General features: G+C 50.8%; 14 protein-coding genes and 1 pseudogene. 8 read left to right on the top strand and 7 right to left on the bottom strand.

From position 1 onward, the window contains the following. Positions 1–23 precede the first annotated feature (23 nt). Together DW47_RS0108915 and DW47_RS0108910 are read left to right on the top strand one after the other, a co-directional pair. On the top strand, positions 24–1265 hold the full coding sequence (locus DW47_RS0108915; protein ID WP_029686045.1) for an MFS transporter: 1242 nt from the start codon (positions 24–26) through the stop codon (positions 1263–1265). A gap of 78 nt (positions 1266–1343) precedes the next feature. Continuing rightward, positions 1344–2147 (top strand): putative hydro-lyase, encoded by an 804-nt coding sequence (locus DW47_RS0108910; RefSeq protein ID WP_029686044.1) that lies wholly within the window; start codon positions 1344–1346, stop codon positions 2145–2147. Positions 2148–2156: 9 nt separating this feature from the next. On the opposite strand, the gene DW47_RS0108905 is transcribed toward DW47_RS0108910, so the two are convergent. Continuing rightward, a complete protein-coding gene (locus DW47_RS0108905; RefSeq protein ID WP_071846632.1) occupies positions 2157–3047 on the bottom strand; it encodes a helix-turn-helix transcriptional regulator in 891 nt (296 codons plus the stop codon). A 93-nt stretch (positions 3048–3140) separates the two neighbouring features. On the opposite strand from DW47_RS0108905, the gene DW47_RS0108900 reads away from it, so the two are divergent. Then, the gene (locus tag DW47_RS0108900) at positions 3141–4592 is read left to right on the top strand and encodes an MFS transporter (RefSeq protein WP_029686042.1); all 1452 of its coding nucleotides are present in this window, start codon (positions 3141–3143) and stop codon (positions 4590–4592) included. A 39-nt stretch (positions 4593–4631) separates the two neighbouring features. Here DW47_RS0108900 and DW47_RS0108895 read toward each other — a convergent pair whose 3' ends face one another. Beyond that, positions 4632–5837: a multidrug effflux MFS transporter gene (locus tag DW47_RS0108895; RefSeq protein WP_038027436.1), complete on the bottom strand. Its 1206-nt coding sequence runs from the start codon at positions 5835–5837 to the stop codon at positions 4632–4634. Between the two features lie 833 nt (positions 5838–6670). Between DW47_RS0108895 and DW47_RS0108890 the strand changes: the two genes are divergently transcribed. From DW47_RS0108890 to allD, 5 genes and pseudogenes are all read left to right on the top strand, one after another. After that, positions 6671–7480: an ABC transporter ATP-binding protein gene (locus DW47_RS0108890; RefSeq protein ID WP_051150879.1), complete on the top strand. Its 810-nt coding sequence runs from the start codon at positions 6671–6673 to the stop codon at positions 7478–7480. A gap of 11 nt (positions 7481–7491) precedes the next feature. Continuing rightward, on the top strand, positions 7492–8256 hold the full coding sequence (locus tag DW47_RS0108885) for an ABC transporter permease (protein WP_029686039.1): 765 nt from the start codon (positions 7492–7494) through the stop codon (positions 8254–8256). After that, the gene (locus DW47_RS0108880) at positions 8244–9215 is read left to right on the top strand and encodes an ABC transporter substrate-binding protein (RefSeq protein WP_029686038.1); all 972 of its coding nucleotides are present in this window, start codon (positions 8244–8246) and stop codon (positions 9213–9215) included. Before DW47_RS0108885 ends, DW47_RS0108880 begins: the two co-directional genes overlap by 13 nt. Positions 9216–9246: 31 nt before the next feature. Continuing rightward, the gene (locus DW47_RS0108875) at positions 9247–10485 is read left to right on the top strand and encodes an amidase (RefSeq protein ID WP_029686037.1); all 1239 of its coding nucleotides are present in this window, start codon (positions 9247–9249) and stop codon (positions 10483–10485) included. Further along, positions 10481–11532: pseudogene (allD, locus tag DW47_RS16340) on the top strand (ureidoglycolate dehydrogenase). The gene DW47_RS0108875 and the pseudogene allD overlap by 5 nt, the downstream one beginning before the upstream one ends. Positions 11533–11692: 160 nt before the next feature. Here allD and DW47_RS0108865 read toward each other — a convergent pair. From DW47_RS0108865 to DW47_RS0108845, 5 genes are all read right to left on the bottom strand, one after another. Further along, entirely contained in the window at positions 11693–12964 is a 1272-nt protein-coding gene (locus tag DW47_RS0108865) for a Zn-dependent hydrolase (protein ID WP_029686036.1), read from the bottom strand. Then, positions 12961–14139 (bottom strand): amidase, encoded by a 1179-nt coding sequence (locus DW47_RS0108860; protein ID WP_029686035.1) that lies wholly within the window; start codon positions 14137–14139, stop codon positions 12961–12963. Before DW47_RS0108860 ends, DW47_RS0108865 begins: the two co-directional genes overlap by 4 nt. A gap of 330 nt (positions 14140–14469) precedes the next feature. After that, positions 14470–15210 carry an SDR family oxidoreductase gene (locus DW47_RS0108855; protein WP_029686034.1) on the bottom strand — a complete coding sequence of 247 codons (741 nt, stop codon included), beginning with the start codon at positions 15208–15210 and terminating at the stop codon, positions 14470–14472. A 138-nt stretch (positions 15211–15348) separates the two neighbouring features. Further along, entirely contained in the window at positions 15349–15852 is a 504-nt protein-coding gene (locus DW47_RS0108850; RefSeq protein WP_029686033.1) for a GNAT family N-acetyltransferase, read from the bottom strand. A 177-nt stretch (positions 15853–16029) separates the two neighbouring features. Continuing rightward, entirely contained in the window at positions 16030–16500 is a 471-nt protein-coding gene (locus DW47_RS0108845) for a DUF1203 domain-containing protein (RefSeq protein WP_029686032.1), read from the bottom strand. Between the last annotated feature and the right edge of the window lie 474 nt (positions 16501–16974).

The following is a 16974-nucleotide window of genomic DNA, read 5'->3' as shown; positions in this document are numbered from 1 at the left end:
ACTTTTTAGCAGTGAGTAATTTTATGTGGCTTAGGGAAACTGATCGCGGTGAGCGTAAAGCGCTGACCGCCGCCTTTATGGGGTATGGCATCGATGCCTTCGACTCGATGATTTACACCTTTATGATCCCAACCTTTATCACCTTATGGGGAATGACCAAAACCGAGGCGGGTTATATCGCTACCGGTGCATTGATCTCTTCTGCGGTAGGCGGTTGGCTGGCGGGTATTTTGGCCGACAAGTATGGCCGAGTGAAGATGCTACAAGTCACCGTGTTATGGTTCAGCTTTTTCACCCTGTGCAGTGGTTTTGTTCACTCGCCGGAACAATTGATGTTTACCCGTATGATGCAAGGGCTAGGCTTTGGCGGTGAATGGTCGGTCGGTTCGGTACTGATTTCCGAAATGATCCGCGCTCGCCATCGTGGCAAAGCCGTCGGACTGGTACAGAGTAGCTGGGCTGTGGGTTGGGCTATCGCCGCATTGGCCTATTGGGGGATCTTCAGTAACGTTTCGGCAGAGTTGGCCTGGAAACTTTTGTTCTGGGTGGGAGCATTACCGGCGTTGGCGTTAGTGTTTATGCGCCGTACTTTGCAGGAGCCTGAGGTCTATCTGCAGACCCGCCGTCGTCGGCAGGAGCAGGGCTCATCCCCAGAGAATTTTATGCAGATTTTCCGGCCAGGCCTGCTGCGCATCACTTTACTGGCCAGTTTTCTGGCAACCGGTATGCAGGGCGCTTATTATGCGGTGACTACCTGGCTACCTACCTTTCTCAAGGTGGAGCGCCACCTGTCGGTCCTCAATACCAGCGGTTATTTGGTGGTCCTAATTTGTGGTTCCTTCGCCGGGTATCTGACCAGCGCTTGGGCCTCGGATGCTATCGGCCGCCGCCGCTGTTTTATCCTGTTTGCCGTGTGCGCTATCCTGCTAGTAGTCAGTTATACCTTACTGCCGGTGACGAATGAGATGATGTTGATCTTGGGCTTCCCGCTGGGCTTCTTTCTGTCAGGGATCTTTTCCGGCATGGGGGCCTACTTGAGTGAACTCTATCCTGGTCATATCCGTGGGTCAGGTCAGGGCTTTTGCTATAACTTTGGTCGCGCAGTCGGGGCTATTTTCCCAGGGATGATCGGTACACTGAGTAATCATATGCCGCTTGGGACCGCGATTGGCTATATGGCCGGCGGCTCATACCTGCTGGTGATCATTGCATGTCTGGCGCTGCCAGAAACCCGCGGCAAAGTGCTGGAAGACGGTAAGCACTGATTGCGTCTTTAGGTCGACAGCCCATGCGGCACATCTGCCCGTCACAATACTGGCGGGCGACCCTCTGAGGAACAGCACATGACATTGCAAAACACGCTCCAGCAGAAGATGACTGCTGCCCAGATAGCACGTAACGGCTATCGAGGCGGAAAAATCACCCCCACCGCCGGGGTTGCCCCAGGTATGACCCAGGCCAATATGATTGCCTTACCGGCAGATTACGCGTGGGATTTTCTGCTGTACGCGCAGCGCAATCCTCAGTCCTGCCCGGTGCTGGATGTTATTGAAGCCGGTCGAACAGACACGGTATTGGCCAGCGGGGCGGATATCAGTCGTGATATTCCGTTGTACCGAGTATGGCGTGACGGCAAACTCGATCAAGAAGTCGGCGATGCCTCCGCATTGTGGCAGCAGCATCCCGACCTGGTGACATTTCTGATTGGCTGCAGTTTTACCTTTGAAACACCGTTGATGGAAGCGGGTATTGAGATCCGTCATATCACCACTGGCAGTAACGTTCCTATGTACCTGACCAACCGTGCCTGCCGTCCGGCGGGCAAGCTACAGGGTAATATGGTGGTCTCGATGCGCCCAATCCCCGCCCATCAGGTGGCTGACGCCGTGGCTATCACGGGTCGTTATCCGGCGGTACACGGCAAACCGGTACATATCGGCGATCCGCAAGCGCTGGGGGTCACCGATATCTCACGCCCCGATTTTGGTGATATTCCGCAAATTCGGCCGGGGGAGATCCCGGTATTCTGGGCCTGCGGTGTCACGCCACAGGCGGCAGTTATGGCCTCTAAAGTACCCTTTGCCATCAGCCATGCACCCGGGCACATGTTTATCACCGATGTGGCGGACAGCAGTTTCCATGTCTGATCCTTTTACTCAGCCTGATAATGGCAGTTGTGTCAGTGCTGACAGACTCTGTTCTCCCTGCTCATCTACCGGCAGATAAACCATTAACCTCGAGCCATCTCGTGGAGCCGAAAACCAGTTCATCAGTTGCAGGGTGATGGCTCCCAACTGTGGGTGATGAAATTGCTTGATGTGGTTTTCGAGATTGCGGATCTCGTACTGCTGCTGCCAAAGTCGGCGAAACTCGGGAGAAACATCAAAAAAGCGCTCAAGCAACCCTTCCCAACGGGGATCGCCACGATATTCCGCCATCCCAGAACGGAAATATGCCACGTATAATGACAACAAAGTCTGTTCATCTTGGAGTCGACTGCGCCAGCAAGGGTTGGTGAGATACTGATAGATACAGTTTCTGTCTTCGGTCGGCACCTGTTGCAGGTCCACTCCCATCAGTTGGCAGAACGCCGGATTGAAGCCAATGATATCGAAATTAGGTTTCTGCAATAGTGCCGGGTTAGGCATCAAGGAAGTCAGTAAGCGCTGTGCCGCCGGGCCGGCCTGCTGGCATTGGACAACCTGCGGCATATCGGGTACCGGCAATCCGGCCAATAAGAAAAGATGGCGTGTTTCTGCTGCGCTGCACTGTAAGGCCTGACTGATAGCGGCCAATACTGCCGCAGAGGGTTTCATCTCTCGCCCCTGTTCCAGCCAGGTGTACCAGGTAACGCCGACATCCGCCAGCATCGCAACCTCTTCTCGGCGTAGGCCTGGCGTTCGGCGGCGGCCAGTACGGGGTAGCCCTAGTCGCTGTGGGTCAAGGCTCTCGCGGCGGGTACGTAAAAAAGCCGCCAGCTGTTGGCGTGGTTCAGCCTCGGTGCGGGGTATCGCATCAGATAGCAGAGACAAGTTTCCCTCCTGCATAGTAGTCCCAATACCAGTATAAATAGGAACTGGTACCGGTTTAAAGAATACTGAATACTAGGCCCAGAATATTAAAATCGCAACGGAGCTTCAATGAAAGCCGCACCTGCTTCACCCGGCACAGCCGGACTGATCCTGTTACTTACGGCCCAAATGTTGCCGTTAATTGACACCTCTATCACCAATGTTGCCCTAGAGTCGATCACCCAATCGTTGGCCAGTACCCCAACCGACCTTGAGCTGATCGTTGCCCTGTACGGGGTGGCGTTCGCCGTTTGTCTAGCGGTGGGCAGTAAACTCGGGGATAACTACGGTCGCCGTAAAATGCTGCTCAGTGGGGTCGTAATTTTCGGCATTGCCTCACTGTTCTGCGGGTTGGCGGGCTCGGTTACTGCGTTACTGATCTCCCGCACCATTCAGGGGATCGGCGCGGCGCTGATCGTGCCGCAAATTCTAGCCACCTTGCATGTCACCCTAAGTGGTAAAGCACATGCGAGGGCGATCAGCCTGTACAGTGGTATCGGTGGGATCGCCTTTATCATCGGCCAAGTAGGGGGCGGCTGGCTGGTATCGGCAGATATTGCCGGGCTAGGCTGGCGTAATGCCTTTTTCATCAATGTACCGGTCTGTTTGCTGGTACTGGCGTTCAGTATCCAGGTCATTCCTGAAACCCGCAGCGTCAGCCGCTCACGTATTGATGGGCAAGGGACGTTACTGCTGGCGTTGATCCTTTGCTGCCTGTTATTTCCATTGGCTTTGGGGCCGGTGCTGCACTGGCCAGCGGCAACCTTTGTCTCATTGTTAGCGGTGATCCCATTGACAGTACTGTTGGGCATCAATGCCCTCCAGCAGCAGAAGAAAGGACTTAAACCGTTATTGCCACCGCGATTGCTGGCACTGCCCGGGGTACGGTTTAGCCTGCTGATTGCGGCTATGTTTTTCAGTTGCTGGTCAGGGTTTATGTTCTGTATGGCGCTCACCCTACAGGCAGGAGCTGGTATGGGGCCACTGGATTCCGGTAACAGTTTTGTGGTGCTGGGGATTTCCTATTTTCTGTCCGCCCTGTATGCCCCCCGTTTGATTGCCCGCTTTAGCTTGCCACCGGTTCTACTGGTGGGGATCCTGATTCAGATTAGCGGAGTCGCGCTGTTAATTGCCACCCTGTACTGGCAGCAAAGCCAGTTAACTGTGTTTTCCATCGCTCCAGGAACCTTGTTAATGGGCGTGGGCCAGGCAGTGATTGTTAATGCTTTCTACCGTATTGGTATGCGGGATATTGCCACTGCGGATGCTGGAGCCGGTAGTGCTATTTTAAGCACTTTGCAACAGGCCACGCTGGGGTTAGGCCCGGCATTGGCCGGCGTGCTGTATCAACATCTGCATCACAGCACCAACGGCAGTTATGCTGATGCCATGATCGGTTTCTTAATCGCGGAGGCGGGAGTCATGCTGTTATTGGCGCTGTTGACCCTTATCAAGCGCCGTGGTTTACAATTAGCGCAAAGCCATGCTGACAGCCGGCCAACGGTTGCCGCCGCTGACTGATAAGCGGGTATGCCGGCCAATCATTTGGCCGGCTACGCTTTAGTGATGGCTACTGTTACGAGTAGTCAATGCCATCACTAGGCTGGCTAAAGTAAACACCCAGATGATCCAGCCCATGGTCCAAGCAGTACCGCTGTTAAAAGCCGCCAGCAATAACGATGAAATAATACCGCTACCGTACTGCAAAGAACCGATCAGTGCAGAGGCTGAACCGGTGATCCCCTCTGCATGGTCGAGTGCGGCGGCGGTGGAACCGGCAGCGATGATGCCATTCATCGAGAAATAGACCAGCACCGAGAGCACCACTAATACCACACCGCCGATATGAGTGAACGAAGAGAATGCCAGTATCGTCGCTGCGACCGCCGCAATGATGGCGGCAATTTTCAACAGCTTCTCTAACGGGTAATGACGCACCAGATGACGGTTTGCTTGACTGACGCACACCATACCGACAATATTGACGGCAAATAACCCCCCATAATACTGCGGATTAATATCAAAGTACCTGATATAGACAAACGGCGAACCCGCCACAAAGGCATACACGCCAACATAGTAAAAGGCTAAACAGAGTGTAAAGCGCATAAACACCGTATTGCGTACCAGCAGGGCATAATTCTTCAATGCCTTTAGTGGCGAGGCTTTTACACGTTTCCCCACTGGCAATGTTTCCGGTAGCCAGTACAACGAAATCAGCATCAAGGTGCCGAGGAACGCTAGTAACCAAAATATGGCATGCCAAGAGGCAAACGCAATGATCTGACCGCCAATCAGTGGGCCAGCGATCGGTGCCACTGCCATAATCATCATCAATACCGACAACATCTGTGCCGCACGGGTGCGGGTGAACAGATCACGGATCATTGCCCGCGCCAGCATCGGCCCAGTACAGGCTCCCAGCGCCTGGAATACCCGCCAGAAAACGATATGGCTGATGTCGGTAGACAGCGCACAACCGACTGAACCGACGATATACAGCAACATTCCAATGAATAAAGGCTTACGTCGGCCGAAATGATCGCTGACCGGTCCCCAAAACAGTTGGGCAATACAAAATCCCAGCAGAAAGCCGGTGATAGTCAGTTCGGCATTGCCGTGTAGCTCTTTACCCATCGCAGGTAGTGCGGGCAGATAAATATCGGTGGACAGCGAGGTGAACGCCATCAATGCACTGAGGATCAGTACAAAAGGCATACCGGTCACCGGTAGCGAGGTATGCGGCTGCGAAGTCGTCTCAGACATAAGTATCCTGATGCAGGGAATATTAGGTGTTATGCCTTTTCTGTCAAGGTGGGCAGTCAGGCTAATAAGTATTGGTGTGGCAAGGGGATCAGGCCGTTCCGAGGACAATCTAAGCTGACTACAGCATAGCAGACATTTACGGATGTCTTTATCATCGAGATGTCAGGCTAAATCAGCACTGTTTCGCCGATTAACCCCTTTCGCCAGTGAAAGCCGGGAAGTATACAAGTTACTCGCCTTTTTACCACCGCCTACTGTGTTGCAATAGGGTGCCATATCACTGGTATTGCGCCATCCAGGCCCTTTTAAAGCCCCATCGGAGTCGCTGAACAACCCGGTTCCTGCATTAGGCTACCCATCAATTAACACTCAGCAAAGAGGCCACGAGTTGGGCCGTTTATCCGGCATGGCAAATAAAGCTTATACAGATAAGCATAAAGGACGACGGACTCAACGATTTATTCAACTCACGCAAAGGGGCAGGAGAGTTCGTTTGCTAACGGGTCTAATTAGCCATATTAGGGCTCTCACGTTCATTGAAAAGCATTAACGAAAGAAATAATTCTACGCTATTCATTTTTCTAATGGATGTATCAATCAAATATCTGTTTTTTGTATTTTAAACGGGGTCTTGTCCTCATCGGTATGACTATTGCTCTACATCCTTGCACCAATTAAGTGACGTTCAATAAATATAGTCTTTTGACTGCTGTCGGTGCTTTAATTTAAGTTATTGTTTGTTAATGACAAAAATAAAAAAATAACTGTTGGCATGTCAAATGCATAACATAGAAATAAAAACAGTTTACAGACAGTTATGGGGCAGAGAAATAATGAGTCATTTGCAGGAATCCGGGGCTCCGTATCCTCTGGAGATAAATCAGCTAAGCCATCATTTTGTATTGGATAACGGTGAAGAGTTACGTCTTTTCCAGTTTCTAAATTTTGTTGTCAAACCCGGTGAAATTGTGGCAATTGTAGGCCGCAGTGGTGCAGGGAAAAGTACATTATTTAACCTTATTTCAGGGTTGCTTAAACCTAGTTCCGGCAGTGTGGTACTTGGTCCCGCCAAAAATGGCGCTATTGGCCGGATAGCCTATATGTTGCAAAAAGATCTGTTATTACCCTGGCGGACGATTTTAGATAATGCCTTATTAGGTATCGAACTCTATCGGAAAATTACCCCTGAGGATCGTCAACGGGCCATGGTGATGCTGGACCGTTATGGCCTTTCCTCAGTAGAAAATGCCTATCCTTCTTCACTTTCCGGTGGCATGAAGCAAAGGGTTGCACTGACCCGTACGCTGTTGTGCGATCCGACAGTGATTTTACTGGATGAACCTTTTTCAGCGCTGGACTATGAAACACGATTGATGCTGGAAGATGATGTGATGAACCTGACGAAAAGCGGGGAAACCAGTGTGATCCTAGTGACTCATGATATCGATGAAGCGATTGCGATGAGTGACCGAGTCGTACTGCTGGGAGGCCGGCCTGCAAAAATTGTGATGGAACAAAAAATCGATCTTACCACTCCGGGACCTAGGACAGCCGTCTCTGCGCGAGGAGCGCCAGAATTCCATGATTATCATAGTCGAATCTGGGACGGATTGAGAATGAATAATGTGGCGCATGGGAAATAGGATCGACTGAAATGACACAGAATACCGATAAGCGCAGAGCAACAATCATTGTCTTTTTTATTCTTTTTATTTTGGTCTGTTTATGGGCACTGGCTTCCGAACAAAACTGGATTAATGGACAGTTATTAGGCTCCCCTTATGGCATATACCATTCGGCAATGCTTGGTCTGACTCAAGGACAATTGATTTACGATACATGGATTACCTTCTATGAAACGATTATGGGGCTGATCATAGGGAGTGGGCTAGGCATAATTCTCGGACTAGGACTGTGGTTCTATCCTAAGTTATCCCAGGTCGGAGAGCAGTTTTCTGTGATCCTCAATAGTATTCCCAAAATTGCATTAGGACCGATGATCATTATCTGGTTTGGGTCTGATACCACCTCAAAAATTTGGTTGTCAGCGATTTCTTCTTTCGCGGTGGCTATGATTTCTGCGTGTGCGGTAGCCAGAGAAATAGACAGTGATTTAATGAATTTATTTCGTTCATTCAAAGCGTCTAACCTGCAGGTTTTTAGAAAGCTGATCATTCCCTCCTCGGTACCTTGGATATTTTCTATTATCCGTATCAATGTCGGTTTTTCATTAATTGGCGCTGTAGTGGGGGAATATATCTCCTCTAATAATGGCTTGGGCCATGAAATTTTTGTTGCGGGATCCCTGTTTGATCTTAATACCGTCTGGCTTGGCGTCATTGTGCTGACAGTGATGGCCTCTTTAGTAACCTGGTGTATTCAATATATTGAGAAAAAGGTGGTTAAATGGAAAGCATGAAAATGAAATCTGTGCGTAAACTGGCTGCCGCCGCTGTGCTGGTGGGTACCTCAGCATTTGCCTCTATGGCCCAAGCGAATCAGTCTGCGGTTATTTATGAAGCTTTCCACTCAATTCAGTATTTACCGCTCTATGTAGGGATTGACCAAGGTATTTTTGCCAAGCACGGTGTCGATGTAAAACTGATGACGGCCGGGAGTGGTGCTCAGGCAGTCGCAGCAGTGATTGGCGGCCATGGTGACTTCTCGCTCCAAGACCCAATGACCGCAGTGCTTGCCCACATCAAAGGAGCGCCAGTGACGAATATCGGGCTGGTCGTCTCCGGAGTACCGGTATGGATCATTGCACCACCTTCCGCAAAGCTGAGTTCAGAAGCGGACCTCAAAGGGAAAACCGTTTCTACCGCAATGCCTCCGAGCACGACAACCTATCTGTTACAGCAATTGATTAAAGATAAAGGTATCCAGGATGTGAACCTGAGCACGGTTCAGTTGGGTACAGAACTGTCACCTTTGGGTGTTGGCCGTGCCCAGGCGGCGACCGTGTACGAACCCCAGGCTGATCAGGGCATTGCCAGCGGTTATAAAATTGTCTATTCGTTTAATGACAAGTATCACGGAGAGTTTGCCTTCTCAGCCATTGATACCCTTGACTCGACCTTGAAAAACAAACCTGACATGGTGAAAAACTTCATTGAGGGTCTGGCGGAAGCAGAAAAAGTGGTGCATAGCTCTCCGGACATTGCCCGCAAAGTTGCTATCAAAGAGTTTCCAACCCTAGATGCTAAAGTTGTCACTAATGCGGTAAATCGACTGTCACAAAATAACATTTATGCCGTCAATCCCTTTATCTCCGAAGGCGCCTTCAATAATGCCATTAATGTTCAGCAATACATTGGCAATATTAAACCCGGACAGGTGACTTATACAGACGTCGTGCACAATGTTTATCAAAAATGATCCTATAGCTGCGGTGATAGGCGCAAATAGTATGGAGAATGCCCGAACGCTCTGTCAGGCGACCAGGCTGGCACACCAATATAACGCGCATTTAAAAGCCTTTGTTTTTTTACCAAAGTACTATCCCCAGACAGAGGCGGGTTTACCGTTTTCTGGTATCCCTATTGCGGTGAAAGATTTGGTTGAAACGGAGGATATGCCGACTGCATACGGCTGCCCACAATTTGAGGGGCACTACCCGATGCAGGATGCGCATATTGTCCGGCAACTGAAAGCGGCCGGTGCCACCATTTTTGGCAAAACCGCGACCACTGAGTTTGCCTGGCGTCACCCGGCGGCTACGGTTAACCCTTGGAACGTCCGGCATACGCCGGGCGGTTCGTCCAGTGGATCGGCGGCAGCCGTCGCCGCGGGAATAGTCAATATCGCCATCGGCACCCAGACTGTAGGGTCAATCATCCGACCTGCAGCCTACTGCGGAGTCGTGGGATTCAAACCGACCTATGGTCAGATCTCAGTAGAGGGCGTACAGCCCTTGGCCCACTCTTTAGATCATATCGGATTTATCACATCTGATTGTCATTATGCCAGTCTGTGTCAACAAGCGATTATCGAACATAAAACCGAGATTGCTCCCTTGACGACTATCAAACCGCAGCAGATCGGACTCTATTTCCCTGAGCAGTGGCAAACTGCCGATGAAGAGCTTAAGTCACTCTTGTTGAATTTAGTGAATGATCTGGAGGAACAGGGCATTGAATGTAAACCTTTAGCGTGTTCAGAGCAGAATGCAGACTGGCTGGCCGCCCTTAACACGATTTTGGCCGTTGAAGCTAGCCAGGAACTGCCTGCGAGGCTGGGTCCAGACCGTAAACCTGCGGGAGAGGCAACAGCGGCGTTGATTCAGTTAGGACGTGAAACGTCGCAGCAGGAATATCAGGCAGCCATAACCTTTATGCAGCAATGTCGCGACCAGCGGGAGAGTTATTTTGCTGATTGTGATCTGATTTTATCACTGGCTGCGCCTTCGGTTGCTCCCGCAGGGCTACTCTCCACCGGGGATGCATCATTTTGCGCGGCCTGGTCATTTCTGGGATTACCGGCAATAACAGTACCCGCAGGTTTATCAACAGGGCGCTTACCGATAGGGTTACAGCTAATTGGTCATTCATTTAAAGAAAGTGAACTGATTTCCATGGCCAGCTGGTTTGAGGAGCGTTTACCACGACTAAAAGCACCGCTAATCAGCGGGGAGAATAACGATGATTAGGGTCGATCAGCAACAATTACTGACAGTAATCAGCGACAAACTTCAACGTGCTGGGCTGACTGCCCCCCATGCCGGCGCGGTGGCAGAATCACTGGTCCATGCTGATAAGCGGGGCGTGCATTCCCATGGTTCACTACGCACAGAGTACTATGTGGAGCGACTGTGTAAAGGGGGGATTAATACCCGCCCAGAATTTACCATTACCCATGAATTGCCCTCAGTCATTACCTTTGACGGTGATAACGGGGTCGGCCATTTTGTCGCTAAGCAGGCAATGACACGGGGGATTGAAATTGCTCAGCAACAAGGGATATGGCTGTCGGTATCCGCCGGATCAGCCACAGTGGTGCGCTGTCATTCTTCGTTGAACAAGCTGCTAGAGCAGGGATGGTGGCGTTATCACTCTGCCAGTCAGATCCTATGGTTGTTCCCTATGGTGGAGCTGAACCCTACTATGGTACTAACCCGATCGCCTTTGCGGCACCTGGGGAAGGTGATGACTACATGATGCTGGATATGGCAACCAGTGTTCAGGCATGGGGGAAAATCCTTGATGCGCGGTTACGCCATCAGCCCATTCCTGATAACTGGGCGGTGGATCGTGGCGGCCGTCCCACCACTGATCCCGCGGCAGTCGCCGGACTTAACCCAATTTCCGGGCCAAAAGGTTATGGGTTAATGATGATGGTCGATGTGCTAGCGGGTATGCTTCTGGGACTGCCGTTTGGTAAGCATGTCTCCTCCATGTACCAGAATATGTCTGAAGGGCGTAACCTCGGGCAGTTACATCTGGTCTTTGACCCGGCCGCCTTTACGGATAGTCAGGTGTTTCGTGCCAATGTCTCCCGCTCGATGGCAGAGTTGAATGCCAGCAAGCCGGCACAAGGCGTAGAGCGTGTACTTTATCCCGGAGAGGATTGTGTCGTGCGAGAGAAACAGGCTGCCCTTCAAGGCGTAGCAGTTAATCAAGATGTCTGGGAGTATTTGAACAGCGATAGATTACATACTGACCGCTATGAAACGGGCGATCCGTTCAACGGGCGATGAGGGCCTAACTGGGGTAGGGAGAGCACCTGCTTGAACACTGCAATAAGTGCACGGACAGACCGCTAACCCCTTGACACCCCTGACGCTGACCGTCGGGAAAAGGTGACTGAATTTCAGTATCGCCGGCAGAGTTTGTCGGCGATACTGAAGCTGCTAGGGATTACGCGCTGACCCCAGCGTATTGCAACATGACCTGTAATAATACGTTAGCACCCGCGGTCACATGTTCCGGGGCGGCGTACTCAGCTTCGTTATGACTGATCCCGTCCTTACAGGGGATAAAAATCATCCCGGTGGGTACCCGATAGCTCATATAAACCGCATCATGCCCGGCGCCGGACACAATGTTTCGTTGGGGATAGTTGAGCGCTGTAGCCGCCTTCGAAATTGCAGCCTGGCAGTCACTATCAAAGGGGGCTGCCGGATAATGACTGACTTCGGTCAATTCAATCGCTAATCCAGTTTGCTGACTGACGTTGGCAATGTAACGCCTCAGGGCGGAATCCATTTCCGTGACCAGTGCATCACTGGTATTGCGCATATCAATAGAAAAGGTCACTTCTCCCGGTACCACATTGCGGCTGTTAGGATAGACTTGTACGCTTCCGACGGTACCACGGCCTTCAGGAGTCTGTCCGGCAATGGTGATGACTTGCTGCATAATCTGTGTTGCGACCTGCAACGCATCTTTACGCAGTGACATCGGTGTTGGTCCGGCATGGGATTCTTGACCGATCACCTTACAGTCATACCAGCGAATACCCAGTACGCCCTGTACCACACCAATCACTTTTTCTTCATCCTCGAGCAGTGGCCCTTGTTCAATATGGGCTTCGAAATAGGCACCTACCGGATGGTCTCCCGGTGTTTGTGTGCCGATATAGCCGATCTTCTCTAATTCACTGCCAACACTTTTCCCTTCACTGTCACAGACCGCATAAATATCCTCGAGAGGAAATACTCCGGCAAAGACTCCCGACCCCATCATCACAGGGACAAACCGAGAACCCTCTTCGTTAGTCCAGAAAACGACTTCGAGGGGCGCTTCCGTCACAATATCTTGGTCATTCAGGGTGCGGATCACTTCCAGTGCGGCCAGAACACCATAATTTCCATCATATTTACCGCCAGTTGGCTGTGTATCAATATGGCTACCTGACATGATGGGGGGCAGGGAAGGGTTACGTCCCTCTCTACGCATAAAAACATTACCAATTTTATCCACGGTAACGGTTAATCCGGCCTCTTTTGCCCATCCGATGACGCGATCCCTACCGATACGATCAAGGTCGGTTAAGGCTAACCGGCAGCATCCGCCCTTTGCTGTGGCGCCAATCTCCGCCAGTTGCATTAACGACTCCCATAATCGGTCGCCATTGATCCGTAATGTACTGAGGTTGGATACAGAATTAACCAATACTTCGGTAGTCATGTGTTATCTCCTGAAGAAAGACGTAATGCCATCTCAATTAATAGTCGGTCACTGCCGCGTGGACCAAGAAATGAAATACCGAGCGGACTGCCGTCAATATCAGCCATGGGTACCGTAACCTGGGGGGTGCCGGTCATCACTGACAGAATTAATAAATCCTGTGACAGCCGGCGAGTCGCTTCAATTTCCTGCTGACTGGCAGTCAGTAATGGCGCGGTATCGGGAACGGTAGGTAGGAGCAAGATACGTCCGGCCAGTTGCTGTTCCCACCATGCGGTGAAGATTTGACGCTGGGCAACCGCTTGTTGGTAGTCACTCTCGGTAACCTGACGTCCATATTCAAAGCGGTCGGCGACATCAGGCCCCAGCGACAACCCATAACGGTCAATGATGGTCCCTTGAGCCTGCCAGGCTTCATAGCCCTGGATAACACGAAACGCGTCAAAGAGGGGTTCAGACCAAACGTTCAGCCCCTGTAGTGGCGCTATTTCACCCCATAAATGGCGAATATCCTCGACGATTGGGGCGAGTGCCTGTTGGCTATGCATCGGTAAACGGCTGAAGTGCTGGGAGTCTGAGACCAATTGTATCGCTGTGGTTGCCACGGAGTCTTCCCCTAACAAGCATGCCGCTACTGCGGTAAAGTGCTGCACATTCGAGGCAAAGAAGCCACAGGTGTCCATAGAGGGGGCCAGTGGCTGGCAATCCTGTAAGCTGATACGAGCATGGGTGGGGCGGAGGCCATACAAGCCGCAATAACTGGCCGGAGTTCGGACTGAGCCTCCCGTATCGGTCCCTAGAGCGATATCACACAAACCGTTAGAGACTGCTGAGGCTGAACCGGAGGACGATCCCCCAGGGAGTCGGTCCGGAGCCGCCCCATTACGGGGAGTTCCGTAATGAATATTCTGACCACTCATCGAAAATGCCAGCTCGTTGGTATGTGTTTTACCAACAAAGCGGGCACCGGCATCCAACAATTGCTGAACGGCAGGGGCATTATGTGTCTTAATCCCTGAAAGGGCCAGAATATGAGGATTTCCCCCACCAGTCGGATATCCGGCAACATCGAAGAGATCTTTAACCGCAAAGGTTAAACCGCTCAACGGCCCATGTGGGGCATGTTCAACCTGTTTAAACGGGTAGGGCATAAATGCGCGTGATGCATCCCGCATGCTTCTCTCCAAAATAGCTAACCTGTTGATTGACAGTGATAATACAGATAAGCAAATGCCATACCAGACCTTAAAAGGTGAGGGGTTCTAATTTAAAAATAGATAAATCAATAAGTTAAAAATAAAAACAGTAACTATTTACTAGCGGAAGTATTCAGATAAGGCAGCGAGTGCACCGAGCTGGTGAGAATAAAAGGGCAATTGCGAGTGTTGTTAGCAGGACATTGAGTCCTTATGCGTCGAGAGAGTAAAACTTGGCGTGAGCATCAACGGACTTGCCCCTGCTGCGCACGCCAGTGCTCAATATTAGGTTCCCGAGGGAGTCTCTATTCAGTAATGTACCAAGCCGCCATCGACCGCGTACTGGCTGCCGGTGACGTATGACGCCTCATCGGAAAGCAGAAACAACGCTACGGCGGCGGCTTCCTCAGCGGTACCGACTCGTCGCAAGGGGACTTGATTGACCACAAATTCCTCGAACTGCTGGCGGGAATTTTCTGGCATAAAATCGCGGAAATTGGTCTCAATCGGACCGGGCACCAGCGTATTGGCTCTAATACCGCGCACGGCGAGAGCAGAGGACCAACTCTTCACCATCGCAATAACTGCCCCTTTGGTGGCAGCATACAGGCTGGTCATGGCAGCACCTTCATACACCGAGGAGGACGAAGTCACCAGTACTGAGGCCCCTGGATTAAGCGAAGCGGAGAGGGCGGCTAACTGTAGCATCGGACCGCGAACGTTAGTATTCATCAACCGGTTGAAGGATTCTGCCGTTATAGATTCAAGGGCATCCACCTCAGCGATACCGGCGTTCAGCCATAGTCCATCAAGGGTACCCCAATCTTCTACTGCTTTGCGCAGCTTGTCGATATCGGCTTCGCTTGCGGTATCGCTCTTTAATATCAATGAGTTGTCCGGCAGCGTAGCTCGCGCTTGATCCAATCTTTGGTCATTCAAGCCAGTGATCGCGACGTTACCCCCTTCAGCGACAATACGTCGTGCACCCGCCAGTCCGATACCGCTGGATCCGCCAGTAATTAAGATACGTTTACCTTCATAACGATTCATACAGCGACCTTTACCCTTTGATGGAAATATCATCCGATGGATTAACGTTAAGCCGATAGCAACCTTTATCTCCTGCGGCAATGATTATTGCCGCGACCAAGCAGAATTAAGGGGGATGTAAGAGGCTGCCACCCACGGCTAAAGATTTAGCTCATAAACAACACAGGATATATCGTAATGGGGTTCAATACCCTTGTAGGTCATACCTAAGCGTTGCATCACGCGTTGTGAGGGAATATTTTCGGGGTCGGCGACCGCCACCAGATAGTCGGTTCCCTTCTGTTTGACGGCAAAATCAATAATGGCGCGAGCCGCTTCGGTGGCATAGCCTTTACCGGTATGGTTTGGAAGCAGCCGCCAACCCAGTTCCAATGGGGCATTGTCATTATTGCCCAGATGCTGCAGACAGGCCGCACCAACAATCTCGCCGGAGACTTGCTCTTTAATCGCCCACCACGAATAGCCATACTGTTGCCAGCGTTGCTGTACCCGCCGAAGGGTTTCCCAGGTTTGCTCAGGGGTTTTCGCGATCCCATGGTTAATATAACGCATGACCTCGGCATCGCTGTCCATGACTCTTAAGCCCTGATAATGGGTGTCATCATAGGGTTCGAGCCGTAATCGTGCGGTTTCTACTATCATTTGACCAATCTCACTTATCGACAAAATAGGGGATGACGTTACGGGACAGTTATCAACATATCACGAGCCGATAAAGAGCGGCGACTGCGTTAAAATCACTTTATGATTAGATCATTTCTCATACGCGGTCAGCATTATGGCTACGTTAGACGTTACGGTAACCTGTTATTGTGGAAGTCATTGGTCACGTTCAGCTAAACAGGCGTAGCAGCCCTGTTTGGCATTATGTATGTGGATATAACTGACTTGTGGGTCGGCAAACATATCCTCTATAACAGCTTCGCAACAGTGGCCTTGGCAGACGTCTGCCCTCCTCAAAAAATGGTTGTCATCAAAGGCACGCAAGGAGAGCAGCCTGTTTTGCATCACTTCAGGCACTTCGTTGAAGTACACCCCTTGTTCGGTACAGCCTTCCCAAATATAAATGGCATGCGAACCACGATAGGGAGTATCTGCTGGTTGATAGAGGTGATTGATCAGGATGGCGTTTTCCCCTGCGGGAATATCCCGCAATGAGATCCTATCAGGGCAACTGGGATAGTCTTCAACAGAGTGTCTGATCGCCCCATATCTTTGCAAATAGCTATCGCTTTGCCCAAACAGATGGATAAATTGGCCCGCATTCATGCCGGAGATTTTATAGTTCATCGTTCCTCCTAGAGTGTCGTTCATACCTTAGAGAGAAGATTGGAAGGATACTCGCGGTTTACAGACAAGTAATTTTCAACCACGTCCTTGTGGGTAGGGCGCTTCTGAATCAGGGGCTGAAAACCGCTGTATAAGGGGGCCAGGGGTATCCTCCAGAGAGGTGATATTCAGTGGATCAGCGACTTTACTACGCCTGTTATCTTTAGCCTCTCAACCAACTTCAACAGAGTCCAAGGCAGTAATAATCTTTTGTTCAGTCAATCCGGCTTTGTGCCTAGCGTACTGGTACGGGGGATTTCTCGGTAGGGCGGAATGTTTAAAAGTGAGTGGTTGTTTTGATTGAGAGACTAACAGTGGGTCACGACAAGTGACCTTGTTAGTGAAAAAATCTTAATTGGTTTTCTTTGTTCGACTAAATAACTGCAACTGTGATCGGTTTCGGGTCTTTATGCTGATGTTGTGTGTAGAGTATAT

Origin of the sequence: Tatumella saanichensis (genome assembly GCF_000439375.1) — a bacterium.
GTDB classification, from domain to species: Bacteria; Pseudomonadota; Gammaproteobacteria; order Enterobacterales; family Enterobacteriaceae; genus Tatumella; species Tatumella saanichensis.
Note: the sequence above shows the minus strand (reverse complement) of the source record. Positions and strands in the feature narration are given on the sequence as shown.

Bases quoted from the DNA above. Each gene is read 5' to 3' on its own strand.
- DW47_RS0108915 (WP_029686045.1), top strand. From the start codon at position 24: ATGTGGCTTAGGGAAACTGATCGCGGTGAGCGTAAAGCGCTGACCGCC.
- DW47_RS0108910 (WP_029686044.1), top strand. From the start codon at position 1,344: ATGACATTGCAAAACACGCTCCAGCAGAAGATGACTGCTGCCCAGATA.
- DW47_RS0108905 (WP_071846632.1), bottom strand. From the start codon at position 3,047: ATGCAGGAGGGAAACTTGTCTCTGCTATCTGATGCGATACCCCGCACC.
- DW47_RS0108900 (WP_029686042.1), top strand. From the start codon at position 3,141: ATGAAAGCCGCACCTGCTTCACCCGGCACAGCCGGACTGATCCTGTTA.
- DW47_RS0108895 (WP_038027436.1), bottom strand. From the start codon at position 5,837: ATGTCTGAGACGACTTCGCAGCCGCATACCTCGCTACCGGTGACCGGT.
- DW47_RS0108890 (WP_051150879.1), top strand. From the start codon at position 6,671: ATGAGTCATTTGCAGGAATCCGGGGCTCCGTATCCTCTGGAGATAAAT.
- DW47_RS0108885 (WP_029686039.1), top strand. From the start codon at position 7,492: ATGACACAGAATACCGATAAGCGCAGAGCAACAATCATTGTCTTTTTT.
- DW47_RS0108880 (WP_029686038.1), top strand. From the start codon at position 8,244: ATGGAAAGCATGAAAATGAAATCTGTGCGTAAACTGGCTGCCGCCGCT.
- DW47_RS0108875 (WP_029686037.1), top strand. From the start codon at position 9,247: ATGGAGAATGCCCGAACGCTCTGTCAGGCGACCAGGCTGGCACACCAA.
- DW47_RS0108865 (WP_029686036.1), bottom strand. From the start codon at position 12,964: ATGACTACCGAAGTATTGGTTAATTCTGTATCCAACCTCAGTACATTA.
- DW47_RS0108860 (WP_029686035.1), bottom strand. From the start codon at position 14,139: ATGCGGGATGCATCACGCGCATTTATGCCCTACCCGTTTAAACAGGTT.
- DW47_RS0108855 (WP_029686034.1), bottom strand. From the start codon at position 15,210: ATGAATCGTTATGAAGGTAAACGTATCTTAATTACTGGCGGATCCAGC.
- DW47_RS0108850 (WP_029686033.1), bottom strand. From the start codon at position 15,852: ATGATAGTAGAAACCGCACGATTACGGCTCGAACCCTATGATGACACC.
- DW47_RS0108845 (WP_029686032.1), bottom strand. From the start codon at position 16,500: ATGAACTATAAAATCTCCGGCATGAATGCGGGCCAATTTATCCATCTG.